Below are 26,339 nucleotides of genomic sequence, written 5' to 3'. Positions count from 1 at the left end.
GTGCTCCTTCGGGTGTGCAGGCCCGCGGGGATCGCGGGGCGTGTCGCTGCCAGCCCACCATACTCCGGCGCATTCGGATGGCGATAGGATCGATGACATGCCACGCACGTCAACAGCCCCCCTGGGAAACCTTGTCCCCGGAACCCCCACGCCGATGCGCCGGGTCCCCGCCTCGATCGAACGCCCCGAATACGTGGGCAAGCCGGCCCCCGCGAAGTTCGAGGGCTCGGAAGTGAAGTCCCCCGAGACGCTTGAACGCATCCGCCATGCCTCCAAGATCGCCGCCGAGGCGTTGGCCCTGGTGGGCGAGGCGGTGGTGCCGGGAGTGACCACCGACGAGCTGGACCGCATCGGGCACGATTACCTCATCGCCCACGGCGCCTACCCCTCAACCTTGGGCTACCGCGGCTTCACCAAGTCGTTGTGCACCTCGATCAACGAGGTCATCTGCCACGGCATCCCCGACACCACGGTGGTGCAGGACGGGGACATCGTGAACATCGACATCACCGCCTACATCGGGCAGGTCCACGGCGACACGAACGCAACGTTCCTGGCCGGGGACGTCGACGAGGATTCCCGCCTGCTGGTCGAACGCACCCAGGAGTCCCTGCGCCGGGCCATCAAGGCGGTCATGCCGGGGCGGGAGATCAACGTCATCGGACGCACCATCTCCGCCTACGCCAAACGCTTCGGGTACGGGGTGGTCCGGGACTTCACCGGCCACGGCGTCGGCGAGGCCTTCCACACCGGGCTGATCATCCCGCACTACGATGCGGCACCGGCGTACTCGCGCGTCATCGAACCCGGGATGGTCTTCACCATCGAGCCGATGCTCACCCTCGGCGGCATCGACTGGGACATGTGGGACGACGGCTGGACCGCAGTGACCCGCGACCGCAGCCGCACCGCCCAGTTCGAGCACACCCTGCTGGTGACCGATTCCGGCGCCGAGATCCTGACCCTGGCCTGACGGCCGCCCCTACCGACCCACCCATCCGCTGAGGAGCCCCCATGTCGAAGGACGAGAAGAGCAAGAAGAACAAGATCTCCACCGCCATCGGCCTGGACATCGGCGGCACCGGCATCAAGGGCGGCATCGTCGACCTGAAGAAGGGCAAGCTGATCGGCGACCGGTACCGGATCGACACGCCGAAGCCCTCCACCCCGCAGGCCGTGGCCGAGGTCGTCGCACAGATCGTCGCCGAGCTCGGTGCGCGGGACGGCGCCCCGGACGCCGACGCCCCGGTGGGCATCACCTTCCCGGCGATCATCCACGAGGGCATTGCCCTCTCGGCGGCCAACGTCGACAAGTCATGGATCGATACCGACGTGGATACGCTCTTCACCGACGCGCTGCACCGCCCCGTCCAGGTGATGAACGACGCCGATGCCGCCGGCCTCGCGGAGGTGCGCTACGGCGCCGGCGAAGGAGTCGAGGGGACGGTACTGGTCATCACCCTGGGCACCGGCATCGGCTCGGCGCTGATCCACGACGGCATCCTGGTCCCGAACCTGGAGTTGGGCCATTTGGAGATCGATGGGCACGACGCCGAATCCCGGGCCTCTGCCTCGGCGCGGGAACGCGAGGACCTGGCGTGGGATGACTACGCGGTGCGCCTGCAACGCTATTTCTCCCACGTCGAGTTCCTCTTCTCCCCGCGGCTGTTCGTGGTCGGCGGCGGGATCTCCAAGCGCTCCGAGGACTTCCTGCCCCAGCTGGACCTGCGCACGCCGATCAAACCGGCGGCGTTGAAGAACAATGCGGGGATCGTCGGCGGCGCCTTGCAGGCGGCCATCCACTTCGGCCTGCGCAAGTAATGAGCGCGGCCGCCGGCGGGGCAGGCGGCCGGGGCAGCCCTAGCCGGCGGTCAACGGCCGCTGGTGGCTGGCATCCGGGGCACCCTTGCCCTCGTTGCGCAGCTTGTCGATGGCCGTCTCGAAATCCTCCAACGAGTCGAACCCCTGGTAGACGCTGGCGAAGCGCAGGTAGGCGACCTGGTCCAGGTTCTGCAGGGGGCGCAGGATGGCCAGGCCGACATCATTCGCGTTGATCTCCGCGGCGCCCGATGCCCGGACGGTTTCCTCGACCTCCTGGGCGAGCAACGCCAGGTCGTCATCGGTGACGGGTCGGCCCTGGCAGGCCTTGCCCACACCGGAAATGACCTTCGCCCGGTTAAAGGGCTCGGCGACGCCCGAGCGCTTGACGACGTTCAGGCTCGTGGTCTCCAACGTGGTGAAGCGGCGTTCGCAGGAGCTGCAGAGCCGGCGCCGGCGAATGGACGAGCCATCCTCCGTCAGGCGGCTGTCGACGACCCGGGAGTCGGAGTTCCTGCAAAATGGACAACGCATGGGCTCCATCCCTTTCCGTGGTCGTGGGGCGGGCCGAGGCCCGCACCGCCGTCAAATATGCCGTATCGGCTGAACCATCATGTCATGTTCGACACGTCGGTCCCCCGCCGCTCCCCCGGCCTAACCGCGTTCGAGTCGCTGCTTGACCGCGTCGCCGTGCGCCGGCAGGTCCTCGGCATCGGCCAAGGCGATGACGTGGCTGCCGACCTCGCGCAGGGCTGCCGCGGGATATTCGATGACCTGGATGGCCTTCAGGAAAGTCAGCACGTTCAGGCCCGAGGCGAAAGCCGCAGTTCCGCTGGTGGGCAGCACGTGGTTGGAACCGGCGCTGTAGTCGCCGAGGGACACGGGACTGTGCTCGCCGACGAAGACCGCTCCGGCGGCGGTGACCCGGGCGGCCACGGCGGCCGGTTCGGCGGTCAGGATCTCCAGATGTTCCGCGGCGTACGCGTTGCAGACCCGTAGTCCGGCCTCGAGGTCGTCAACCAGGATGACCGCCGACTGGCGGCCCGATAGGGCGGCCATGACGCGGTCCGCGTGCTTGGTCGTCCGGGTTTGGAGTTCCAGTTCACCACGGACGGCGTCCGCCAGATCGACGGAATCGGTGACCAGGACCGCCGCCGCGTTGGGGTCGTGTTCGGCCTGGCTGATCATGTCTGCCGCCACGTAACGCGCAGTGGCGTCGGCGTCGGCCAGGATCGCGATCTCCGTGGGTCCCGCTTCCGCGTCGATTCCCACGGCCCCCTTGACCAGCCGCTTGGCGGTGGCCACGAAGACATTGCCGGGTCCGGTGATGACGTCCACGGGCTCGATCCCGGCAGGACCTGGGGCAGCAGGCGCCTCGATCCCATAGGCGAAGGCGGCGATCGCCTGGGCTCCGCCCATGGCGTGGACCTCGGTGATGCCCAGCAGCTCAGCGGCGGCGAGGATCGTGGGGTGGGGCAGCCCGCCGAATTCACGCTGCGGCGGCGAAGCCAGGGCGATGGATCCCACCCCGGCTGCCAGGGCAGGCACGACGTTCATGATGACCGAGCTCGGATAGACGGCCAAACCGCCCGGGACGTAGAGGCCCACCCGGCGGACCGGCTCCCATCGTTGGGTCACCGTCGCACCGTCGCCGAAGTCCACCGACGCCGGCGCCGGGACCTGCGCTGCGGCGAAGCGGGTGGCCCGGCGGATCGATTCCTCCAACGCCCGGCGCACGGTGGGGTCAAGGTTCTCCAGTGCCCGGCGCATCGACTCGGCGGGCACCCGTGTGGTGCTCTGTTCCACGCCGTCGAAGCGGTGCGCCAATTCGGCCAAGGCCGGAAATCCGCGGGTGCGCACGTCGCCGATGATCTGCTGGACCGTTTCGGCGGCCGACGCGCTGTCGTTCTCGGGCCGTGGCAGCGCGGCCTTCAGGGCGGCATGGCCCAGGGCGGTTCCGCGCAAGTCGATGGTGCGCAGGGCGCTGAAGGATTCCGGGGCGTTGGCTGGATTCGTCACCGTCCAAGTTTACGACGCGGCCGCCCGGACCGCAGACTGTTGCGACGGCCCGGGCCGCTCAGATGTCCAGGCAGGCCGGCCCGAGGAGCACCTTGAGGTCCCCGAACAGTGCCGGGTTCGGGTTGACCCGGAATTCAATGCCCAGGCGCATCAGCTCGACGCTCCGCGTTCCGGAGAGCTTGACCCGCACCTCGGTGTTGCCCGAGTGGGTTTGCAGGACCTCGCCCAATTGGGAGACCACCGCTTCGGTGGCCTTGTGGGCCGGCATGGAGATGACCACCGGGCCGGCGAGGCCGTCCTCGCTGATTTCCGGGATGGTCAGTTCCTGGGCGTTGAGCGAAACCGCGCCGTCGTCGCGGCGCTGGAGCCGCCCCTTGACCACGACGATCAGGTCCTCGGCCAGCACGCTGGCGATGGGGCCGTAGGCCTGGCCGAAGAACATGACCTCCATCGAGCCGCCCAGGTCCTCGACCTCGCAGCGGGCGTACGGGTTCCCGCTGTTCTTGGCGATGCGGCGCTGCAGGGAGGTGATCATCCCCGAGATCGTGACGATCTGCCCGTCGCGCGGTCCGTCCTCGGAAAGGACCTGGGTGATGGAGAGGTCGGCATGCTGTTCCAGCAGGCTGCCCAACCCCTTCAGCGGGTGGTCCGAGACATAGAGGCCCAGCATGTCGCGTTCGAAGGAGAGCTTGTCCTTCTTCTCCCACTCGGGCAGGTCCGGCACCTCAATGGCCAGCCCGGCACCGGCTGTCGGGTCGTCCATGGCGCTGAAGAGGTCGAACTGGTTGGCCGCCTCGTTGCGCTTGAGCACGATGACCGAGTCGACTGCCTCCTCGTGGATCATGGCCAACGCCCGGCGCGGGTGCCCCATCTCGTCGAAGGCGCCGGCCTTGACCAGCGATTCGATGGTGCGCTTGTTGCAGACAACCGCGGGGACCTTCTGCAGGTAGTCGCTGAAGGACTCGAAGTTCCCCTTTTCGTTCCGGGCCTCGACCATCGCGTTGACCACGTTGGCGCCGACGTTGCGGATGGCACCCATGCCGAAGCGGATGTCATCGCCCACCGGGGTGAAGTTCAGCTGGGACGAGTTGACGTCAGGTGGCAGCACGGTGATGCCCATGTGCCGGCATTCATTGAGGTAGAGCGCGGATTTGTCCTTGTCATCGCCGACGCTGGTGAGCAGTGCTGCCATGTATTCGGCCGGGTAGTGGGCCTTGAGGTAGGCCGTCCAGTAGGAGACGAGTCCGTAGGCAGCGGAGTGCGCCTTGTTGAAGGCGTAGTCGGAGAAGGGCAGGAGGATGTCCCACAGGGATTTCACCGCCGCCTCGGAGAACCCGTTGTCCAGCATGCCCTGGTGGAAGCCGGCGTACTGCTTGTCTAGCTCGGCCTTCTTCTTCTTGCCCATCGCGCGGCGCAGGATGTCGGCCTGGCCCAGCGAGTAGCCGGCGACCTTCTGCGCGATGGCCATGACCTGCTCCTGGTACACGATCAGCCCATAGGTGGTGTTCAGGATCTCCGCGAGCGGTTCCTCCAGCTGCGGGTGGATCGGGGTGATGTCCTGCAGCCCGTTCTTGCGCAGCGCATAGTTGTTGTGTGAATTCGCGCCCATGGGCCCCGGACGGTACAGGGCGATGACTGCCGAGATGTCCTCGAAGTTGTCGGGGCGCATCAGACGCAGCAGCGAACGCATGGGTCCGCCGTCGAGCTGGAACACGCCGAGGGTGTCGCCCCGGGCCAGCAGATCGTAGGAGTCCCGGTCATCGACGGCCAGATGCTCCAGGTCCAGCTCCTCGCCCCGGTTGATCTTGATGTTCTCGATGGCGTCGGAAATGATCGTCAGGTTACGCAGCCCCAGGAAGTCCATCTTGATCAGCCCCAGGCCCTCACAGGTCGGGTAGTCGAACTGGGTGATGACCTGTCCATCCTGGAAACGGCGCATGATCGGCACGACGTCGATGATCGGGTCCGAGGACATGATCACCCCGGCCGCGTGGACGCCCCACTGGCGCTTGAGGCCCTCGATGCCCTTGGCGGTCTCGAAGACCTTGGCTGCCTCGGGGTCGTTGGAGATCAGCTGGCGGAAATCGGCGGCCTCGGCGTAGCGCTTGGCCTTGGTGTCCTCGATGTCGGCCAACGGGATGTCCTTGGCCATGACGGCCGGCGGAAGCGCCTTGGTCAGCGTCTCGCCCATGCTGAAGGGGTGGCCCATCACGCGGGCGGAATCCTTCAGCGCCTGCTTCGTCTTGATCGAACCGTAGGTGACGATCATGGAGACGCGTTCGTCGCCGTACTTCTCGGTCACGTACTTGATGACCTCCGAGCGGCGCCGATCATCGAAGTCGACGTCGAAGTCGGGCATGGAGACGCGTTCCGGGTTCAGGAACCGCTCGAAGATCAGCCCGTGCTGGAGCGGGTCAAGGTCGGTGATGCGCATGGCATAGGCCACCATGGAACCGGCGCCGGAGCCACGGCCGGGTCCGACGCGGATGCCGTTGTCCTTGGACCAGTTGATGAAGTCGGCCACCACCAGGAAGTAGCCGGGGAAGCCCATCTTGGTGATGATCCCCAGCTCATAGTCCGCCTGCTTCCGGGAGGCGTCCGGCACGCCGTTCGGGTAGCGGTACTTCAGTCCGGCGTCGACCTCCTTGACCAGCCAGCTGGTCTCGTCCTCCCCTGGCGGGCACGGGAACTTCGGCATGTAGTTCGCGTCGGTGTTGAAGGAGACCTCGCACCGCTCGGCGATGTCCAGGGTGTTGTCGCACGCCTCGGGGAACTCCGCGAAGAGGGTGCGCATCTCCTGCGGGGACTTCAGGTAGAACCCGGTCCCGGAGAAGGCGAAGCGCGAACCGCCCTGGTCGTAGCTGGGCTCCAGCAGGGTGGAGCCGGACTGGATGGCCAACAGGGCCTCGTGGGCCTTGGCATCGTGCTCGTGCGTGTAGTGCAGGTCGTTGGTGGCCACCAGCGGGATGTTCAGTTCCTTGGACAGGCGCAGCAGGTCCTTCGTGGCCCGGCGCTCGATCTCCAGCCCGTGGTCCATCAGCTCGCAGTAGTAGTTTTCCGCACCGAAGATGTCCCGGTATTCGCTGGCGGCCTGCTTGGCCTCCTCATACTGGCCCAGCCGCAGCCGGGTCTGGATCTCCCCGGAGGGGCAACCGGTGGTGGCGATGAGCCCACCGCTGTATTCCTCGAGCAGTTCACGGTCCAGCCGCGGCCATTTGCCGAACACCGAGTCCAGCGAACCGATTGAGGAGGCCCGGAAGAGGTTGCGCATCCCCTCGTTGTTGCGGCTGAGCAGCGTCATGTGCGTGTAGGCGCCGCCGCCGGAGATGTCGTCGCGTTTCTGGTGCTGCTCTCCCCAGCGCACGCGGGTCTTGTCGGTGCGCGCCGTCCCGGGGGTGACATAGGCTTCGACGCCGATGATCGGCTTGATCCCCGCGTTGGTGGCCTTGCTCCAGAAGTCAAAGGCCCCGAAGAGGTACCCATGGTCGGTTGTCGCCAGGGCCGGCATGCCCAGGCGTTCGGTCTCCTCGAAGAGGTCCGTCAGGCGCGCCGCGCCGTCGAGCATGGAGTATTCGGTGTGCGTATGGAGGTGGACGAATCCGTCACGTTTTGAGCTGGCCACCGATCCAGTCTAGGCCTGTTGCGGCCATCGCCGGCGCCCCCGCGCGGAGCAGGTGATGATCCCCACGCGCAGGACGGCCCGACCCCTGCTGATGCACGACGGCGGCCACCTCCTAGTAGCGCAGGTCCCCGTCGCGCATGATCTCCAGGGCGTGTTCCAGATCCTGTGGGTAGGCGCTTTCGACCTGCACCCACTCCCCGGTGACCGGATGGGGAAAGCCCAGCCGGTGGGCGTGCAGCCACTGCCGGGTCAGTCCCAGGGCCGCGGCCAGCTTGGGGTCGGCCCCGTAGGTCTGGTCGCCGGCACAGGGATGCCGCAAGGCCGAGAAGTGGACGCGGATCTGATGGGTCCGCCCGGTCTCCAGCTGGACTTCCACCAGGGTGGCCCGGCCAAACGCCTCCAGCACCTGGTAATGGGTCACCGAATCCCTGCCGTCTTCCAGCACGGCGAACTTCCAGTCATGTCCGGGGTGCCGTCCGATCGGCGCGTCGATCGTGCCGCGCAGCGGGTCTGGCAGCCCCTGGACCAGGGCGTGGTAGGTCTTCGCCGGTGTGCGTTCCTTGAAGGCGCGCTTGAGTGCGGTGTAGGCCCGTTCCGTCTTCGCGACGACCATGGCGCCGGACGTCCCCACGTCGAGACGATGGACGATGCCCTGCCGTTCCGGGGCACCGGAGGTGGAGATCTGGTAGCCGGCGGCCATCAGGGCCCCGACGACCGTGGGGCCGACCCAGCCCGGCGAGGGGTGCGCGGCGACACCCACGGGTTTGTCGATGACCACGTAGTCATCGTCCTCGGCCAGGATGCCCATGGCTTCCACGTATTCTGCCCTCACTTCCAGCGGGTCGTTTTCCTCGGGGGGATCGACGCTCACCGTGTCCCCGGCCACGACCTTGCGGGATTTCGCGACCGGAGCGCCGTTGAGCAGCACATGTCCGCCGGCACACCAGGCGGCTGCCGCACTACGCGTGGCACCCAGCACAGAGGCAAGCACCGCATCGATGCGGCGTCCGGCCTCCTCGGCGCCGACCGTGAAGGTACTGGCACTCACGAGGTTCCGGCTTCCTTGCCCTGGCGTGGCTTCTTGTCGTCCATCGGGCGGCCGTCGACGCCGATGCCACGGAAGAGCAACAGGCAGATGCCGATCATCGAGCAGACCACAAAGGAGTCGGCCACGTTGAAGATGGCGAAGTTCCGGACCCCGATGAAGTCCACGACGTGTCCCATCCCGAAGGAGGGTTCGCGGAAGAGCCGGTCGATGAGGTTTCCGGTTGCCCCGGCCAGCAGTCCGCCCAGGGCGACGGCCCAGAGTCGGGAACGCACCTTGCGGAGCAAGGTGAGCACGTAGATGACGACGCCGGCCATCACGAGGGTGAAGATCCAGGTCACGGAGGTGCCCATGGAGAACGCGGCCCCGGGGTTCAGGATGTAGTGCCAACTCAGGATCGAGCCGACCACCTCGATCTTTTCCCCGAGCTCCATCGTGGACTGCACGATGGCCTTGGTGGTCTGGTCCAGCCCCACGCCGAGCACGGCGATCGCCAGGGAAACGGCGATCAGCGCGGGTCGGGCACGGCCCGGTGTCGGCGCATCGGCGTCGGCGGCATCGGGTCGTTCAGCGGGGTCCTGGTCCATGGTGGTCCTTAACATGCTGTCGGCGGCCGGGAGTCCCGGCCGCCGACAGGCGATGGTGTCAACGGGCCACCGGGGTGGTCCGTCGGCAACGGTTGGCTAGGCTTTGTCCTTCGCGTCCGGCGAGGCGATGGGGCCCTGGGACTCGAGGTCGTGGAGCTGGCCCTCGATGTAGGACTTCAGGCGGGCCCGGTAGTCGCGCTCGAAGCCGCGCAGCTGGTCCAGCTTGCGCTCCAGAACCGACTTCTGCTCTTCCAGGGAGTTGAGCGTCTTGGTGCTCTTGTCCTCGGCGTCGGTGACCAGCTTGGTGGCCTGCAGCTGGGCTTCGGCGATGATCTTGTCGCGCTGCTCGACACCGGCGCCGACATATTCGTCGTGCAGGCGCTGGGCCATGGCGAGGACGCCGGCTGCGGATTCAGCGGAGGCTCCAGTGGGAGCTGCCGACGGTGCTGCGCTCTCGGCAACGGGTGCTGCGGATGCGGCCGGGGCGGCTGCTGCGGCGGGGGCCTGGGCAGTCTCGGGCTCGGCGGCGACCGGGGTCTCGTCGGCTACGGCTTCCTGGTCAGCAGCAGCTTCGTCCTGCTCGTCGACGGAGGCCACGACGGGCTTCTGGTCGGCGGACTTGGCTGGCGCGGCTTCGGTGGCCGGAGCAGCGGCGACGGGTGCCGGGACACTGCCGGTTTCGACGTCGGAGTTCTCGGAGTTGCCGAGGCCGCTGACGCGCTGGCGCAGTTCCTCGTTCTCCTGGGTCAGGCGACGGAGTTCGACGACGATTTCGTCCAGGAAGTCGTCAACTTCGTCCTGGTCGTAGCCTTCCCGGAATTTGGTCGGCTGGAAGCGTTTGTTGACTACATCTTCAGGCGTGAGCGCCATCTGGTCACCTCGATACTTAGTTCTCTCCCCGGCCGCCTGATTGCGACCCGAGGGCGATTACACCGGTTTGTGTGAGCGCGGCCGGCCCGAGGACCGGTCGCGCTTTCTATTTCAAGACTATAACGTTTCCCGTACCGATAACTAACCCCGGTGCAATCCGCGCTCCGGTCGGCTAGGCGCCGACCTGCAGGACGATCACCTTGGCGATGATGACCGCGAAGTACAGGATCAGGAACGCCAGGTCCAGACGCATGCCGCCCAGGTCGAGCGGCTTGATCCGGGAACGCAACCAGCGCATCGGCGGATCAGTGATCCGGTAGACGAAACTCGCCAGAATCAGCGCCATCCCGCGGGGCCGCCACGAACGGGCGAACATCTGCACGATGTCGTACACGATCCTGAGCATGAGCAGGACCTGGACAACCGTCAGGACCGCATAGACGAGTCCAAGGAGAATATCCACGGGGCCAGGCGGGCTAGCTCTGGTTGAAGAAGGTCGCCGTGTCCTCGGAGGACTTCTTGTCCTCACCCAGGACCTCGACAGTTGCCGGCGAGAGAAGGAACACCTTGTTGGTGACCCGCTCGATGCTGCCGTGCAGCCCGAACACCAGGCCGGCGGAGAAGTCCACCAGTCGCTTGGCGTCGCCTTCACCCATGTCGGTGACGTTCATGATGACGGGGATTCCTTCACGGAAGCTCTCCCCGATGATCTTGGCGTCGTTGTAGGAACGGGGGTGAACCGTCGTGATTTGCCGCAATGAAGAATCCTCATCCCTGGAAGAAGGCGCGCGCTTGATGGGGGTGACCGGTGCACGGTATTCCGTCTCCGGCTCGGCGGCGACGGCCATGGGGGCCCTTTCGCGCTCCGCACGAGCAGGTTCGGGCCGCTGTTGCTCCGCGACTTCGTAGTTCTCGTCCTCGTAGTGCTCGTCACCGTCGGCGAGTCCCAGGTAGATCATCGTCTTGCGCAGGGCGCCAGCCATGGTCTTCTCCTTATGATCGTGCGCGGCGAGGGGTCTTCTCCCGCTTGAGTCTCCGCTGCAAACGACGCTACAGCACCGGTGGGCGCGGACCGAGGACATCGGAGCCCACCCGCAGGTGTGTCGCGCCCGCGGCAATGGCCTGTTCCAGGTCGTGGCTCATCCCCGCCGAGATCCAGTTCGCGCCCGGATGTGCTTCCCGGACGTCTGCGGCGATCGAGGCAAGTCGTTCGAAGGCCGACGCCGGCGGGGCTCCCAAAGGCGCAACAGCCATGACGCCGCCCAGCTCCAGCCCCTCCGTTTCCGCCACGAGGTCGGCTAGTTGGAGCACGTCCGCCGGCAACGCGCCGCCCCGGCCGACCCCCGGATCCGCCGCCTCCCGTTGCGCGTCATCGCGCAGGTCGACCTGTACCAGCGTGGTCAAGGCCGCGCGCCGCGGTAAGCCGGCGTCCTCACGGCCCTGGTTTTCCCGGGTCGTGGCCTTGCCCAATGCCGTCACCAGCGAGGAACGGTCCAGCGAATGCAATGCCGTGGCGTAGCGCACCACCGATTTGGCCTTGTTCCCCTGCAGCTGGCCGATGAAATGCCATGCGAGGTCCAGGTCTGCCAGTTCGGTGGCCTTGGACGCTGCCTCCTGGTCGCGGTTCTCCCCCACGTCCCGGACGCCGAGTTCCTGCAGCAGGCGCACGTCAGCGTCGGGAAAGAACTTGGTCACGACGATCAACTCGGGGACACGGTCGCGGCCGGCCTCCCGGCTGGCAGCCGTAATCCTGGCCCGCACGGCGCCCAGGCGTCGTTCGAGGTCGGCGCGGCGTTCCGAGGTGGCTGCGGGATCGGTGGGCAAGGGGTCCTCCTAGGCTGTGGTTCCGGCGGGGGCCAGCCACACGATGCCGGCCAGTCGTCCGGTCTGCGGGTCGCTGCGGTATGAGAAATATTCGGGGTCCTCCAGCGTGCAGGGCGCCGAGGCGGTGACCTCGACCCCCTGATCGACGAGCAGGCGGGTCGCGGTCCCGGGAAGGTCAAGGGACGCGGTGCCCCACCGGCTGGTGGCTGCAATGCCGGGCAGTACCCCATCGGCTTCTGCGGCCATGTCGGCCGGCACCTCATAGCAGGCGCCGCAGACGGCGGGGCCGATCCAGGCATGGATCTCGTGGCCGCCCACGGAGCGGATCCCGTCCACGGTGCCCTGCAGGATGCCCCCGAGCAGTCCCTTGCGGCCGGCGTGGGCCACCGCGGTGACCACAGAGCCGTCGGGCCCTTGCGCGGCAAAGACCACGGGGAGGCAATCGGCGACCATCACGGCCAGCGGGGTCGAACCGTCCGCACAGATCATCGCGTCGGCATCCGGCCCCCAGGCCACCGCATCGGGTGTGCTGGTCCGGGTGGAGCCGGGTCCGGAAGGATCGACAGCATGAATCCGCACCGAGTGTGTCTGGTTCATGAATTGCACGGCACCGGGATCCAGACCAAGTCCCGACTCGAGCGTGCGACGTCGCCGCAGGACGTCCTCGGGGACGTCGCCGACATGCAGTGCCAGGTTTCCCTCGGCCACCGAGGTGAAGGCCACCTGTGCCGGGGTCCGGCCGGGGAATTCATAGCGGAGCATTTCAACCACCTCGGGGATAGGGAGACGGCGCGCCACCCGGGCTGACCGGGAAGCGCGCCGTCGGGGCCTCGGAGGGCCCGGGGTGCTACTTCAGGAAGTCGGGGACGTCCAGGTCGTCGTGGGACGACGCGGTGAGATCCTGTTCGACGACGTTGGGCAGCTCCTCGTAACCGGCGTTGGCTGCCGGGGCGGCCTCCGGGGCGGAAGCCGCGGACCGGCCCGCACCCTGGTAGGACTGTGCCGACGCGGCGCCCTGGGCGGGAGCCAGCGGGATGGTTCCCGGCACGGTCGTGGGGATGGCCTGCTGGGGAGCCTGCTGCTGCGTGTTCTGCTGCGGCACCTGGCGCGGCTGTGCGGGGGCGCTGGTAACGTCGACCTGGTCGAAGCCTGCGGCAATGACCGTCACGCGTGCCTCGTCGCCGAGGGCATCGTCGATGACGGCGCCGAAGATGATGTTCGCCTCCGGGTGGGCCACTTCCTGGACCAGCCGCGCGGCCTCGTTGATCTCGAACAGGCCGAGATCGGATCCGCCCTGGATCGAGAGCAACACGCCATGGGCGCCATCGATGGAGGCCTCGAGCAGCGGGGAGGCAATGGCCAGTTCCGCCGCCTTCACGGCGCGGTCATCGCCCCGTGCCGAGCCGATGCCCATGAGCGCCGAGCCGGCACCCTGCATCACGGACTTCACGTCGGCGAAGTCCAGGTTGATCAGGCCCGGGGTGGTGATCAGGTCGGTGATGCCCTGGACGCCGGACAGCAGCACCTGGTCGGCGGACCGGAAGGCATCCAGGACCGAGACGTTGCGGTCGCTGATGGACAGCAGTCGGTCGTTGGGGATGACGATCAGCGTGTCGACCTCGTCGCGCAGGGCGTCGATGCCGGACTCGGCCGAGGTCGCACGGCGGCGGCCCTCGAACGTGAACGGACGGGTGACCACGCCGATGGTCAGCGCGCCCAACGAGCGGGCGATACGGGCCACGACGGGCGCGCCACCGGTACCGGTGCCGCCGCCTTCGCCTGCGGTCACGAAGACCATGTCGGCGCCGCGCATGACCTCTTCGATTTCCTCGGCATGGTCTTCCGCCGCCTGGCGGCCGACCTCCGGGTTGGCGCCCGCGCCGAGGCCACGGGTCAGTTCGCGCCCCACGTCGAGCTTCACGTCGGCGTCACTCATGAGGAGCGCCTGCGCGTCGGTGTTGATCGCAATGAATTCGACGCCGCGAAGGCCGACCTCGATCATGCGGTTGACGGCGTTGACGCCACCACCGCCGATACCGACGACCTTGATGACGGCGAGGTAGTTCTGTGGAGCTGCCACGTCCTGTTTCCCTTGTTCGATGTGCTGCTGAGTCTAGGAAGCTTCAACCGGACCAACGTTAACCCTCAAGTTGAGGGTTATAGTTATGTCAAGTACCTGCTACTAAGACGCTATGTTTTGCGTCCCCGGCATGCAACGACCGCCGCAGCGTGTCGCCCCATTACCGTGATCTGTTTTGCCGGCGGAGCCCGCCGGGACTATCGGGTGACCGGATGGTCAGGGGTGCTGACGTCGAAGGTGCCGACGCCCTGCTGTTTCTTGTCCTTCAGGAACGCGGTCAACACCCTGGCCTTGTCACCGCTGCGTTCATCGCTGCCCCAGAGGACCTTCTGCCCGTTGGACAGGCTCAGTTCGACCGAGTCGACCGTCTGTGCGCTGGCGTGGTCGAGCTGTTTGAGCGCCGATGCGGGCAGGGCGGACAACACGTGCGTCAGCGAGGCGAAGACCCGGGGATCCTGCTTGGACTTCTTGGCGTCGATCAGCGGCAGCTTCACGCTCTCGCGTTTCTTCACCGTGGAGAGCGTCCTGCCCTCACCGTCGACCAGGTCGTAGGAATTCGAGCCGTTCTTCACGACGGCGACGGGCGCGTATTCGACGATCTGCACTTCCAGGGTTCCCGGTGCATGCGCCTGGACGACCACGTCCTGGATCGGCGTCTGGTCCGCCAGCAGGTCCTTGACCTGGGCCGGGCCGATCCGCGGCAGCGGGACCCCCTTCAGCGGGGCCAGGGCGGCGTTGATGGTCTTCGTGGGCACCAGCTTGTTGCCTTCGACGGTGATCGTCTGCACGGCGAGCAGCGGTGAGAACAGCAGGACCAGCATCAGCGCCACGATCACGGCGACGACCGATCCGCCGATCCACAGCACCCGGCGGCGCAACCGCCGCCCCGGGGTCTCGGGCAGGGTGACGACATTGGGGCCACCGCGGGGGTCCTGCCTCATGCGCGGGCACCCAGCGTGGCGACGATGTCGGCCCCGAGCTCGGTCACGTCCCCGGCGCCGATGGTCATGACGATGTCCCCGCTGCGGGCCACCTCGGCGATCCGCTCGGTGACGTCCCCGCGGGCCACGAGCCCCCCGGAGGTCTCCAGCGCGTCGGCGACCAGTTCGGCGGTGATGCCGGGCAGCGGCTGTTCCCTGGCCGGATAGATATCCAGCACCAGCGCCGTGTCGGCCAACGAGAGTGCCCGGGCGAATTCCGCCCAGAATTCACGGGTCCGAGTGAACAGGTGGGGCTGGAAGACGACGTGGACACGGCCTGCATCGCCCGCCACGGCACGGCCGGCACGCAGTGCCGCCAGGACCTCGGTGGGGTGGTGGGCGTAATCGTCGTAGACCCGGATGCCGTCGGCCTCGCCACGGAAGTCGAAGCGGCGGGCGGCTCCGGTGAAGGCCGCCAATCCGGCGGCCGCCGCCGCCGGGGTCAGCCCGCAATCCAGTCCGATCGCGAAGGCCGCCGCCGCATTGAGCAGGTTGTGGTCCCCGGGTACCGACAAGGACAGCCGCTGCGATTCCCCATGGCCCCACTGAAGCCCGCAGGCGAAACGTGCTCCCTCGGGGGCCGAACCGCTCAGGCGGCGGTCCGCGCCCTCGGTGAACCCGTAGGTCTGCACCCGGACCAGGGGACGTTCGCTGCGGATTCGCTGGGCCAGGGCCAACGCCCCGGGGTCATCGGCGCAGGCCACCAGCAGGCCGCCATCGGGCAGCAACGAGGCGAACCGGTGGAAGCTCTCATGCACTGCGGCCTCGGTGCCGTAGTGGTCCAGGTGGTCGGCCTCGATATTGGTCACCACGATCGTGTCGGGGCGGTAGTTCAGGAAGGAGGCATCCGATTCGTCGGCTTCTGCGACGAAGATCCTCCCGGACCCGTGTTCGGCATTGACACCGAGCCCGGCGACGTTGGCGCCGATGGCGAACGACGGCGACAGGCCGGCCTCGCGCAGCATCACGGCGATGAGCGACGTCGTCGTGGTCTTGCCGTGGGTGCCGCAGACGGCCACCACGTGGTGCCCGTCCATGGTCGCGGCCAGGCCCTCGGAGCGGTGCAGGATCCGCAGGCCGCGTTCGCGGGCCGCATCGTATTCGGGGTTGCCGTCCTTGATGACCGAGGAGACCACCACGGTGTCCGCCGCGGGCAGGGCCTCGGCGGAGTAACCCACATGGATGTCGGCCCCGAGCGCGCGCAGTTCATCGAGCACGGGCAGGTCCTTGGCGTCGCTGCCGGTGACGGCGACTCCCTGGGCGAGCATGAGCCGGGCCACCGCGGAGACGCCGACCCCGCCGATGCCCATGAGGTGGACGCGACCCAGTTCGGCGACCGTGTGAAGCTGTTGCATGTCTTCTAGTTTCCCATCTTCGGCGCGGCTGCTGTGGTGCCGGCGGCGCGGAGCACGATGGCCGCCATCCGCTCGGCGGCGTCCGAGCGTCCCTGTCCACGGGCGGCATCGGCCATGGCCTGCAGCCCAGCGGGGTCCGCGAGGAGGCCGGGCAGGGTGGAGGCGAAGTACTCGGCGGTGAACTGGTCGTCGTCCACCACGATCGCGGCACCGGATGCCCGCAGGCCACGGGCGTTCAGCGCCTGCTCGCCGTTGCCGATCGGCAGCGGCACCAGCAGCGACGGCAGCCCGACGGCGGCGATTTCGCACACGGTCCCGGCGCCCGCCCGGGCGATGATCAGATCCGCGGCGGCGTAGGCCTGTTCCATCCCGTCGATGTACTCGACCTGGTGGTAGCCGGGCAACTCCAGGGCAGTCCCGTCGTCGTTCTCCATGGCCTTGCCCCGCCCGGTGACGTGCAGGACCTGGAACCCCGGGCCCTGCTCCCCTGCTGCGGCGGCGAGCCGGCGCAGCCCGCCGATGAGTGCACGGTTGACCGATTGGGCTCCGGAGGATCCGCCGGTGACCACCAGGGTGGGCGTCTGCGGGTCCAGGCCCAGGGCGCTGCGGGCCGCGGCGCGTGCGGCCTCCCGGTCGAGTCCGGCGATTCCGGCACGCATGGGCATCCCGACCAGCTCGGCGCCGGGCAGGCCGGTGCCCTCGAAGGCGGTGCCGACCTGGGCGGCGAAGCGGGCGCCGACCTTGTTGGCCAGTCCTGCCTTGGCGTTGGCCTCGTGCACGACGACGGGGATCTTCAGGCTGCGGGCCGCCAGGTAGACGGGGGTGCAGACGTACCCGCCGACCCCGACCACCACGTCGGCCTCGGCCCGGCGCAGGATGTCCTTCGCCCCGCGCACGGCCGCGGCAAAGCGGAAGGGCAGTTTGAGCAGGTCCAGCGAGGGCCGGCGTGGGAACGGGACGCGGGCGATCGTCTCCAGTTCGTATCCCGCTGCGGGGACCAGCCGGGCCTCCATCCCCGTGGGGGTGCCGACGAGGCGCAGGGCGATGCCGGGCTGGGCGGCGCGGAGCGCATCGGCCATGGCCAGCAGGGGCGATACGTGGCCGGCGGTGCCACCGCCGGCCATCACCACGGAGACGGTGGAGGTCATCGGGTCCCCTTCCTGGGGGTACGGGTAGCGGGGGACTTGCTGGGTTCGGAGCTGGCGTCAGGTCGGTGCCTGGCAAAACAGAGCACGACGCCGACCCCCATCAACGCGAGCATCAGGGCCGAACCGCCGGAGGAGATGAACGGCAGCGGGACGCCGATGACGGGCAGCAGCCCGGTCACCATGCCGATGTTCAGGAATGCCTGGCCGATCAGCCAGGCCATGATGCCGCCGGTGGCGATGCGCACGAAGTTGTCCTGGTGGCGCGCCGCCACCCGGTACATGGCCACGGCCAGGATCGCGAAGAGCAGCAGCACCACGATGGTGCCCAGCAGTCCGAGTTCCTCGCCGAGGATGGTGAAGATGAAGTCGTTCGAGGCCTCGGGGATGTAGTTCCACTTCTGCCGCGATTGGCCCAGTCCCACGCCCCACCAGCCTCCGGAGGCCAGGGCGTAGAGCCCCTGGGTCGACTGGTAGCAAGCCGCCGGGTCGGTGTCGCAGTTCAGTCCCAACCAGGCGTAGATGCGGGTCATGCGGTTGCCGGAGACCAGGACCATGAGGATCGCGGCGACCGCTCCGGCGATGCCGGCCACGGCGAACAGCTTGAGCCGGACGCCGCCGAGGAAGAGCGTGGCCACCAGGACCAGGCCGATGACGATCGCCGTACCGAGGTCGCGACCGAGCATGACGAGACCGATCAGGAGCAGCCCTCCGGGGAAGAGCACCGGAATGAGCGCGTGGCCGGTCTGGTCGATGAGCTTGGCCTTCTTGCTCAATACCGAGGCGGACCACACAGCCAGGGCCAGCTTGGCGGCTTCGGACGGCTGGGCGGTGAAGGGGCCCAACTGGATCCAGTTGCGGTTGCCGTAGACCGTGAGGCCCAGCGGGGTCAGCACCAGCAGCAGCAGGAACGCGCCGATGAAGAACGCAGGCCAGGCCAGCTTCTTGAACGTGGGCAGCGAGAACCGGGAGATGACCAGCATCAGCACGATCCCGATGAGGGCCCAGATGCCTTGTTTGATGACCTGGTCGTACGAGGAGGCATTGGGGTTCTTGCTGATGGCCTCCACCGACGAGGACGAGAGGACCATCATCAGCCCGATCACCGTCAGGGCCAGCGTGCTGCCCAGGATCAGGTAGTAGCCGGTGCGCCCGTCCTTGGACGGGTCCCCTTCGATCCAACGCCAGAACCTGGTGATGGGTCGTTCGCCGTCGGCGCTGCGTTTGGCCTGGCGGGTCTCGGCAGCCTTCCCGCCCGGAATCCGGGACACGACGGCGGTGCGTTCCGTCCGGGGTGGCGATGGCTGGTGGCGCGTGGTGGAAGCCACCTGGCCGGTGGGCCGGCTGGTTCCCCCGCTGCTGCCCGTCCTGCGGATTCGGGGCTTGCGTCCCGATCCTCCGGGTGGGCGTGTTGTGGGGGGTGCCACGCGTTCTCCTTAGTTCTCTTCGTCCTCCATGAGCCGGGCGACGGCTTCGATGAATGCGGTGCCACGGTGGGCGTAGGAGGTGAATTGGTCCATCGACGCGGCCGCGGGTGCCATGAGCACCGTGTCGCCGGGTTGGGCGATGTCGGCGGCCGCCTGGACTGCCGCGGTCATCACCTTCGTTCCCCGGTCCCCCGCGTCCGCTGTCTGTGTACCAGTTTCGCGCACCGGGGCCTCGATCACCTGCACCGTCGGCGCGTGTCGCCGCAATGCCTCACGCAGGGCCCCGGTGTCGGTTCCGATGAGGACGACGGCGCGCAGGCTCCCCGCGTACTTCGCCACCAGATCGGAGTAGTCGACGCCCTTGGAGAGCCCCCCGGCGATCCAGACGACCGAGGTGAAGGCCGACAGGGAAGCCGCTGCTGCGTGGGGGTTCGTGGCCTTGGAGTCATTGACCCACAGGATGTCGTCCCGGCGCGCGACGGCCTGGATCCGGTGCTCGCCGCGGTCGAAACCGCGCAGCCCTTCACGGACGGCCTCCGGCCCGACACCATAGGCGCGCACCAGTGCTGCAGCTGCCAGGGCATTGGCCACCATGTGCCGGGGGGCCACTCCCCCGAAGTCCTCAAGCGACGCCAGTTCGGCGGCGGAGTCGTGGCGGTCGTCGATGTAGGCGCGATCCACCAGCAGGTCGTCCACGACACCGAGCATGCTGCGGGCCGGGACGCCGGTGGTGAAGCCGATGGCCCGGCAGCCCTCGACGACGTCGGCATTCTCCACCATGGTCTCGGTGATCGGTGCATCGACGTTGTAGACGGCGGCCACCCGGGTGCGTTCGTAGATCCTGGCCTTGTCCGCCTGGTACTGCTCGAAGGAGCCGTGCCAGTCGACGTGGTCCTGGGCGATGTTCAGCACGACCGAGGCCAGCGGGGACATCGTGTGCGTGTAGTGCAGCTGGAAGCTGGAGAGTTCCACGGCGATCACGTCGAAGCCCTCGGGGTCCCGGACCGCGTCGAGGATGGGGGTGCCGACATTGCCGGCCGCGATGGCGCGCAGCCCGCCGGCGCGCAGCATGGCCTCGGTCATGCCCACGGTCGTGGTCTTGCCGTTGGTGCCGGTGATGACCAGCCATTCGGCGGTCTTGCGGCCCTCGCGGTGGTTGACGCGCCAGGCGAGTTCCACGTCTCCCCAGATGGGGATGCCGGCGTCGGCCGCGGCGCGCAGCATCGGGTGATGGGGTGGCCATCCCGGGGAGGCCACGACCAGTTCGGCGGCCTGGCCATCGACGGTGGGCAGCGCCTGGGCGTGTTCGGCTCCGAGCAGGACGTCGTGGACCCCGACGATCTTCAGCGTCTCGGCGCGCGCGGGGTTCTCCCCGCCGGTCCCTGAATCGACCACGACGACGGTGGCCCCGAGCTCTGCCAGCGTGTCGGCAGCCGAGAACCCCGACAGGCCCAGCCCGGCAACGACGACGCGCAGGCCCTTCCAGTCGGCGTCCCATGAGGTCAGGTCATCCAACGGGGCGCTCACAGTCCGAGCACCCATTCGCCGTAGAAGATACCCGCGGCGCCAGCCACCAGCAGGCCGCACAGGATCCAGAAGCGGACGACGATGGTGACCTCGGCCCAACCCTTGAGCTCGAAATGGTGTTGGAGCGGGGCCATGAGGAAGACGCGTTTGCCGCCGGAGAGCTTGAAGTATCCGACCTGGATGATGACCGAGAGGGAGATGATCACGAACAGGCCAGCGAGCACGACGAGGAGGATCTCGGTGCGCGAGAGGATGGCGAACGCCGCCACGGCACCGCCGATGGCCAGTGAGCCGGTGTCGCCCATGAAGATCTGCGCCGGCGAGGTGTTCCACCAGAGGAAGCCCACCAACGCACCGCTGAGGATCGCCCCGAGCAACGCCAGGTCCATCGGGTCACGGACCTCGTAGCAGACCGCGCCGATCGAGCGGGAGGAACCGCAGGCCTGGTTGAATTGCCAGATTCCGATCAGCGTGTAGGCACCGAAGACCATGATCGAGGCGCCGGTGGCGAGCCCATCCAGCCCATCGGTCAGGTTCACGCCGTTGGTGGCCGCGGTCACGATGACGTTGGACCAGATGACGAAGAGGATCGCACCGACCACGGGGCCGAAGAAGGCGAGGTCCATGGCGGTGTCCCGCGTGATGGAGATGTGGGTGGATGCCGGTGACAGTCCCTTGTCGTTCGGGAACTGCAGGGCCAGGATGGCGAAGATGATGCCCACCGCGGCCTGCAGCGTCAGTTTCTGCCAGGCACGCAGGCCGAGGCTGCGCTGCTTGGAGATCTTGATGTAGTCGTCGAGGAACCCCACGAAGCCCATGCCGGTCATGAGGAACAGCAGGATCATGCCGCTGGCCGTGGGGCCGGGCGAGTGATCGGCGGTCAGCATCAGGATGCCGTGCGTGCCGAAATAGGCGACCAGGACCGCAAGCACGATCAGTGCGCCACCCATGGTCGGGGTACCGCGCTTGGTGTGGTGGGAGGTGGGGCCGTCGTCGCGGACGAACTGGCCGTAGCTCCTGCGGGTCAGCAGCTTGATGAAGGCGGGAGTCCCCACAAAGGTGATGACCAGGGCGATCGTGGCGCCTACGAGCAGGGAAATCACCGGGCGTCCTCCGATCCGGCTGCCGTCGTCGTGGCCGACGTGCCGGGGGCGTTGTGGGCGGCCACCCGGTCGCCCAGGTGGCGCAGCCCCGATGAGTTGGAGGACTTGAACAAGACGATGTCTCCGGGTTCCAGCTGGTCACGTAGCAACTGCTCGGCCTCGTCGGGGGTGTCGACGTAGTACGCCTCATCCCCCCAGCTGCCTTCGAGGACCGCCGAGTTGTGGGCGGCCTTCGCCCCTCGGCCGACCACCACCAGCTTCTTGATGTTGAGTCGTACCGCCAGGCGGCCGACGAGGTCATGTTCGTGGATCGAATCGGCGCCGAGTTCCAGCATTTCGCCGATGACCGCCCAGGTGCGCCGGGCCGTGCCCTGCTCGTTGGCCAGGCCCAATTCGGCCAGGGTCCGCAGCGCCGCCCGCATGGATTCGGGGTTGGCGTTGTAGGCGTCGTTGATGATGCTCACGCCGTCGGCCCGCTCGGTGCGCTCCATGCGCCAGCGGCTGGCGGGGCCGCGGCCCTGCAGGGTCGCGGCAATGGTTTCGCCGTCGATGCCCAACGCGTGCGCTGCGGCCGCGGCACCGAGCATGTTCGCCACATGGTGGCGCCCGATGAGCCCGCTGCGGATCCGGTGGGAACCGCCGCCGGGCAAGGTGAGGGTGAATTCCGGGCATCCGTCGGGGCCAACCACGATGTCCGAGGCGGACACGGCAGCCTCCGTGCCGCCGTCGTCCATGGTGAATCCCAGGACGGTGGCCTGGGTGCGCGATGCCATCGCTGCCACCCGGGGGTCATCCAGGTTCAGGATGGCCGTGCCGTGGACGGGCAGGGCCTCGACGAGTTCGCCCTTGGCGCGGGCGATGTTCTCCACGCCGCCGAACTCCCCGGCGTGGGCGGTGCCCACACAGAGCACGACGCCGGTGCCCGGCTTGACCATGTCCGTCAGGTAGGTGATGTGCCCGATGCCGGTGGCCCCCATCTCGATGACGAGGTAACGGGTCTCGGCGGTGGCGCCGAACACGGTCAACGGGACGCCGACCTCGCCGTTGTAGGAGCCGATCGGCGCGACCGTGGGACCTGCGGTCTGCAGGATCGCGGAGAGCAGGTCCTTGGTGGTGGTCTTGCCGGCCGAGCCGGTGATGCCCACGACCTCGGTGCCCCCGCTGCGCAGCAGGTCAACGATGTGTGCGGCCAGTGCGCCCATGGCGATCACCGCGTCGTCGACGACCACTGCCGGATGCACGTGCCCGTGGGGGTCCAGGGTTTCGCGTTCGGCCAGGGCCAGCACGGCTCCGGCGGCGAAAGCGCGGTCGATGAAGTGGTGCCCATCGGAGAATTCGCCGGGTTTGGCGACGAAGAGCCAGCCGTCAGCGCATTCCCGGGAATCGGTGGCGACGCCGGCGACGGAAGCCCCGGGGTCGGCGGTGGCCGTGACGCGCCCACCGGTGATGGACGCAATGTCGGCTGTAGTCAGTTCAATCATGGCACTCCGACTTTACCCGTTGCCCGCGGGGTCGGCGGCATCCGTCCCGGCAGGGCGGGGGGTGAATCCTGCCGCCTCGAGGGCGCGGCGCAGCTCGACCCGGTCATCGAGCGCGACATTCACCCCGTTGACCTCCTGCCAGACCTCGTGGCCCCGGCCGGCCACCAGGATGGTGTCCTCCGCCCGGGCCATCGCCACGGCAGCAGCAATGGCATCGGCGCGGGGAAAGACCTCGCTGGCGCTGCTGGAGAGCCCCTCCTCGTCGATGGCGCGCAAGGCGCCATCCAGGACCTGCCGGCGGATTCCCGCCGGATCCTCAGTGTGGGGATCATCATCGGTGACGATGACAACATCGGCGTGTCGCGCGGCAATGGCACCCATCGTGGAGCGTTTGGTGGCGTCCCGGTCCCCCGTGGCGCCGAAGACGACGATGACCCGCGCGCCGGGGCGATCACCGCGCACCGCACCGATGGCCCGCTCCAGGGCATCGGAATTGTGTGCGAAGTCCACGATGCCTGCGGGCTCCTCGCAGATCACCTGCATCCGACCGGGCACGGCCACGGTCAGGGGGTCGAATTCGTCCAGAACGCGCTGCAGGGATTCGAGTGGCACCCCTGAGGCGTGCACCATGAGCACCGCCAAGGCCGCGTTGGAGACGTTGAAGAGTCCGGGCAACCCGGTGTGCGCCCGCAGTACGGCGCCTCCGAGCCCCCGGAGTTCGAAGTCGTGCCCGAGCCCGCGTTGGACCAGCGAGGCCACCTGCCATGCCTCACCTGGCAGGTCGGAAACGGCGTCATCCCCTGGCTGGGTGCGTAGCGTCAGCACGTCGGCGTCCGAGGTATGGGCCATCCGCTGGCCCCACTCGTCGTCGATGGTGATGACTGCACGCGTGCTGCGTCCTGCGTCGAACAGCCGCGCCTTGGTGGAGAAGTAGGCGTCCATGCTGCCGTGCAGGTCGAGGTGGTCCTGGGTGAGGTTGGTGAAACCAGCAACGTCGAAGCGCATCCCCCCGACCCGCTCGTAGTCGATGGAGTGCGAGGACACCTCCATGGCGACGGTATCCACCCCAGCCCCGCGCATGCGCCCGAGCAGCGCGTGCAGTTGCGGCGCCTCCGGAGTGGTCAGGACACTGGGGATGCGCGTGCCATCGGCGAGGATCTCGATCGTACCGATCAGCCCCGTACGCTGGCCCAGGGCTCTGAGCAGCGACGTGATGAAGTAGGTCGTGGTGGTTTTGCCATTGGTCCCGGTCACCCCCAGCAACGCAGGTGCACTGTCGGCGGTGTCATACAAGCTCGCAGCCAACGGCCCCACGGCCGCACGCACGGAATCAACGACGAGGACGGGCAGGTCTGCCCCGCCGGAACGGCGTGCACCATCCTGATCGGCCAGGACAGCACTTGCGCCGGCAGCCGCTGCTGCCGTCGCGAAGTCCGCTCCGTGGTTGCGTGCACCGGGCACGGCAGCGTAGATGTCCCCGGGCAGGACAGCGCGGGAATCGAGGCATACGCCGGAGACGACGACATCGCCGTTGCCTTCGACCCGGGCCGCGATGCCGGATTTCCCGAGACGGTCGGCCAACTCCCGCAAGGTGACGTGGGGCGCTGTCTCGGGGCGGAACGCACGCTCGGCGTCCTGGGGTGTGGGCTGCACGATGCTTACCATCCGTATTTCTGTCGCTTTCCGACGAAGACCTTGTAGGGGTTGGGCTTATCGGTCGTCGGCGGGACGTTGTAGCTGTTCAGGGTCTGGGACATGATCGACTTGAAGGTATCGGCCACGCTGAAGCTGCGCCAGTTACCCGTCGGACGCTGCATGGTCACGACGACCAGGTACTGGGGGTCATCGATCGGAGCCATACCCGCGAAGGAGCTGGTGTAGCCATCGAGTTTCCCGGTCGGGCCAGCGGCCTGACCCGTGCCCGACTTGCCGCCAATGCGGTAGCCGTCGATGCCCATGGCGTAGCCGGTGCCGTCGGTGACGACGGTTTCCATCATCCGCCGCATCTCCTGGGAGGTCTTGTCGGAGATGACACGGGTCTTGGCCACTTCCTTGCGCTCGTGCTCGGTGCCATCGGCATCGGTGTAGGACTCGATCAACGACGGCTCGATCTGGACGCCGTTATTGCCGATGGTCTGGAAGATCTTGGCGGTATGCAGTGCCGTCTGGCTATAGCCCTGACCGAACATCGTCGTGTACTGCTGGCGGCGGTCCCAGCGCTCTGGTGGAACGAAAATGCCCTTGTTCACGGGGAGGCCGATATCGATGCCCTGGCCGATGCCGAATTTCTTCATCCACTCGTAGCGCTGCTCGTTGCTGAGCTTGCTGCCGATCATCGTCGTACCGGTGTTGTATGAGCGCGCAAAGATGCCGGCCGCAGTCATATTGAAGGTCTGGTGCTTGAGGGAGTCGTGGATCTCCTCGCCGCCGATCTTGTACGTATGACCGACCTTGAAGTGGTCCGTAGGCTTCACGACCCCTTCCTCAAGTGCTGCCGAGAACGTCGCGGCCTTGCCCGTCGAACCCGGCTCGAACGCCTGGGACACCGTGGTGGAGCGACGGTATTTGGCATCCGTGGCACCGGGATCGTTGGGATCGACGGTGGTGGAGTCAGCCAGGGCACGGATCTTGCCCGTTTTGACCTCCACGACGACCGCATTCACCCATTCGGCGTTGAACTGCTTCTGCTTGGCCATCACGGCTTCCTGGGCAGCCCATTGGATGTCGCTGTTAATGGTCAGCTTGACGTCTTGGCCATCGACAGCGGGGTGTTCCTTCTGGGTGGCCATGGGTATCCGAATACCATCGGCGCCGATTTCGTACGTCTTCTTTCCGGGTGTTCCGGACAAAGCACGGTCCTGGCTCAACTCCAGACCTTCTGCACCGGTCTGCGAAGTTCCGTCCTCGCTGGAACGCAAGAAGCCCAGCACAGAACCGGCGATCGTGCCGTTGGGGTATTCGCGTTCGAAGCGGTTCTGGCTGGTGATCCATGGCAAGCCGATGTCGGTCACCTTGTTGCGGGTCTCCGGGGTGATCCCCTTCGCCACGACCGAGTAGCCCTTCTTCTGGGCCCCTTCGGTGCCGACGATGGAAGCCGTCAGTTCCTTCTCGTCGATGCCCAGGATGGGCGCAAGTTCCTTGATCGCGACCTGGGTCTGGACGATATCGCGGCCGCCCTGGTCGTTCCGACGCTTGAACTCCGTCTTCACCTGCCGCTGGTCCACGACCAGGTCATACCGTTCGAAGCTGGCTGCAAGAATTTTGCCGGAAGAGTCCAGGATGCTTCCCCGAACAGGCTGGACGTCGACCGTACGGGTCCGCTGTTTGATTGCGTCATTTGCCTCGGCGGCGGGGTCCAGCCCCTGCACGAGGAAGAGCCGTCCGCCCAGCAGGACAAGGAGAACCATGGCAATCGCCAAACCAGTTCGCAGCCGGCGCGGCTCCATGCGCGGCGTC

22 protein-coding genes are annotated in these 26,339 nt (G+C 67.5%); 2 read left to right on the top strand and 20 right to left on the bottom strand.

The window, feature by feature from the left end:
- The first annotated feature begins 97 nt into the window (after positions 1-97).
- Both map and ppgK read left to right on the top strand, forming a co-directional pair.
- Positions 98-973: a type I methionyl aminopeptidase gene (gene map / locus ABD088_RS11760; RefSeq protein ID WP_343902122.1), complete on the top strand. Its 876-nt coding sequence runs from the start codon at positions 98-100 to the stop codon at positions 971-973.
- Between the two features lie 41 nt (positions 974-1,014).
- On the top strand, positions 1,015-1,821 hold the full coding sequence (ppgK, locus tag ABD088_RS11755) for a polyphosphate--glucose phosphotransferase (protein ID WP_343902121.1): 807 nt from the start codon (positions 1,015-1,017) through the stop codon (positions 1,819-1,821).
- 39 nt (positions 1,822-1,860) lie between these two features.
- Here the strand turns inward: ppgK and nrdR are convergent, their stop codons facing one another.
- The 20 genes from nrdR to ABD088_RS11655 form a co-directional block, all read right to left on the bottom strand.
- Positions 1,861-2,352, bottom strand: a complete 492-nt coding sequence (gene nrdR / locus ABD088_RS11750) for a transcriptional regulator NrdR (RefSeq protein ID WP_343902120.1) — start codon at positions 2,350-2,352, stop codon at positions 1,861-1,863.
- A 120-nt stretch (positions 2,353-2,472) separates the two neighbouring features.
- A complete protein-coding gene (gene hisD, locus ABD088_RS11745; protein WP_343902119.1) occupies positions 2,473-3,837 on the bottom strand; it encodes a histidinol dehydrogenase in 1,365 nt (454 codons plus the stop codon).
- 58 nt (positions 3,838-3,895) lie between these two features.
- Positions 3,896-7,459 carry a DNA polymerase III subunit alpha gene (dnaE, locus tag ABD088_RS11740; protein WP_343902118.1) on the bottom strand — a complete coding sequence of 1,188 codons (3,564 nt, stop codon included), beginning with the start codon at positions 7,457-7,459 and terminating at the stop codon, positions 3,896-3,898.
- A gap of 112 nt (positions 7,460-7,571) precedes the next feature.
- The gene (locus ABD088_RS11735; RefSeq protein ID WP_343902117.1) at positions 7,572-8,507 is read right to left on the bottom strand and encodes an RluA family pseudouridine synthase; all 936 of its coding nucleotides are present in this window, start codon (positions 8,505-8,507) and stop codon (positions 7,572-7,574) included.
- On the bottom strand, positions 8,504-9,091 hold the full coding sequence (gene lspA, locus ABD088_RS11730) for a signal peptidase II (RefSeq protein WP_343902116.1): 588 nt from the start codon (positions 9,089-9,091) through the stop codon (positions 8,504-8,506). Before lspA ends, ABD088_RS11735 begins: the two co-directional genes overlap by 4 nt.
- A 96-nt stretch (positions 9,092-9,187) precedes the next feature.
- Positions 9,188-9,961 carry a DivIVA domain-containing protein gene (locus ABD088_RS11725; RefSeq protein WP_343902115.1) on the bottom strand — a complete coding sequence of 258 codons (774 nt, stop codon included), beginning with the start codon at positions 9,959-9,961 and terminating at the stop codon, positions 9,188-9,190.
- Between the two features lie 172 nt (positions 9,962-10,133).
- Positions 10,134-10,424 (bottom strand): YggT family protein, encoded by a 291-nt coding sequence (locus tag ABD088_RS11720; RefSeq protein WP_343902114.1) that lies wholly within the window; start codon positions 10,422-10,424, stop codon positions 10,134-10,136.
- 13 nt (positions 10,425-10,437) lie between these two features.
- Positions 10,438-10,944 (bottom strand): cell division protein SepF, encoded by a 507-nt coding sequence (locus tag ABD088_RS11715; RefSeq protein WP_343902113.1) that lies wholly within the window; start codon positions 10,942-10,944, stop codon positions 10,438-10,440.
- A 67-nt stretch (positions 10,945-11,011) separates the two neighbouring features.
- A complete protein-coding gene (locus ABD088_RS11710; RefSeq protein WP_343902112.1) occupies positions 11,012-11,785 on the bottom strand; it encodes a YggS family pyridoxal phosphate enzyme in 774 nt (257 codons plus the stop codon).
- 9 nt (positions 11,786-11,794) lie between these two features.
- On the bottom strand, positions 11,795-12,547 hold the full coding sequence (locus ABD088_RS11705; RefSeq protein ID WP_343902111.1) for a purine nucleoside phosphorylase YfiH/LACC1 family protein: 753 nt from the start codon (positions 12,545-12,547) through the stop codon (positions 11,795-11,797).
- Positions 12,548-12,632: 85 nt separating this feature from the next.
- On the bottom strand, positions 12,633-13,865 hold the full coding sequence (gene ftsZ, locus ABD088_RS11700; RefSeq protein ID WP_343902110.1) for a cell division protein FtsZ: 1,233 nt from the start codon (positions 13,863-13,865) through the stop codon (positions 12,633-12,635).
- 197 nt (positions 13,866-14,062) lie between these two features.
- Complete coding sequence (locus ABD088_RS11695; protein WP_343902109.1) at positions 14,063-14,806, bottom strand: cell division protein FtsQ/DivIB; 744 nt, start codon at positions 14,804-14,806, stop codon at positions 14,063-14,065.
- Positions 14,803-16,200 (bottom strand): UDP-N-acetylmuramate--L-alanine ligase, encoded by a 1,398-nt coding sequence (gene murC / locus ABD088_RS11690; protein ID WP_343902108.1) that lies wholly within the window; start codon positions 16,198-16,200, stop codon positions 14,803-14,805. Before murC ends, ABD088_RS11695 begins: the two co-directional genes overlap by 4 nt.
- 5 nt (positions 16,201-16,205) lie before the next feature.
- A complete protein-coding gene (gene murG / locus ABD088_RS11685) occupies positions 16,206-17,348 on the bottom strand; it encodes an undecaprenyldiphospho-muramoylpentapeptide beta-N-acetylglucosaminyltransferase (RefSeq protein ID WP_343902107.1) in 1,143 nt (380 codons plus the stop codon).
- Positions 17,345-18,772 (bottom strand): putative lipid II flippase FtsW, encoded by a 1,428-nt coding sequence (gene ftsW, locus ABD088_RS11680; RefSeq protein WP_343902106.1) that lies wholly within the window; start codon positions 18,770-18,772, stop codon positions 17,345-17,347. Before ftsW ends, murG begins: the two co-directional genes overlap by 4 nt.
- Positions 18,773-18,781: 9 nt before the next feature.
- Positions 18,782-20,314 (bottom strand): UDP-N-acetylmuramoyl-L-alanine--D-glutamate ligase, encoded by a 1,533-nt coding sequence (gene murD, locus ABD088_RS11675; protein WP_343902105.1) that lies wholly within the window; start codon positions 20,312-20,314, stop codon positions 18,782-18,784.
- On the bottom strand, positions 20,296-21,402 hold the full coding sequence (gene mraY / locus ABD088_RS11670; protein WP_343902104.1) for a phospho-N-acetylmuramoyl-pentapeptide-transferase: 1,107 nt from the start codon (positions 21,400-21,402) through the stop codon (positions 20,296-20,298). The genes murD and mraY overlap by 19 nt, the downstream gene beginning before the upstream one ends.
- Positions 21,399-22,883: a UDP-N-acetylmuramoyl-tripeptide--D-alanyl-D-alanine ligase gene (locus ABD088_RS11665; RefSeq protein WP_343902103.1), complete on the bottom strand. Its 1,485-nt coding sequence runs from the start codon at positions 22,881-22,883 to the stop codon at positions 21,399-21,401. The genes mraY and ABD088_RS11665 overlap by 4 nt, the downstream gene beginning before the upstream one ends.
- 12 nt (positions 22,884-22,895) lie before the next feature.
- Positions 22,896-24,548 carry a UDP-N-acetylmuramoyl-L-alanyl-D-glutamate--2,6-diaminopimelate ligase gene (locus ABD088_RS11660; RefSeq protein ID WP_372710521.1) on the bottom strand — a complete coding sequence of 551 codons (1,653 nt, stop codon included), beginning with the start codon at positions 24,546-24,548 and terminating at the stop codon, positions 22,896-22,898.
- Entirely contained in the window at positions 24,542-26,290 is a 1,749-nt protein-coding gene (locus tag ABD088_RS11655) for a peptidoglycan D,D-transpeptidase FtsI family protein (protein WP_343902101.1), read from the bottom strand. The genes ABD088_RS11660 and ABD088_RS11655 overlap by 7 nt, the downstream gene beginning before the upstream one ends.
- Positions 26,291-26,339 lie beyond the last annotated feature (49 nt).

Origin of the sequence: Arthrobacter rhombi, assembly GCF_039526245.1 — a bacterium.
GTDB classification, from domain to species: Bacteria; Actinomycetota; Actinomycetes; order Actinomycetales; family Micrococcaceae; genus Arthrobacter_H; species Arthrobacter_H rhombi.
The sequence above is the reverse complement of the archived record's forward strand: the minus strand, read 5'-3'. Positions and strand labels throughout refer to the sequence as shown.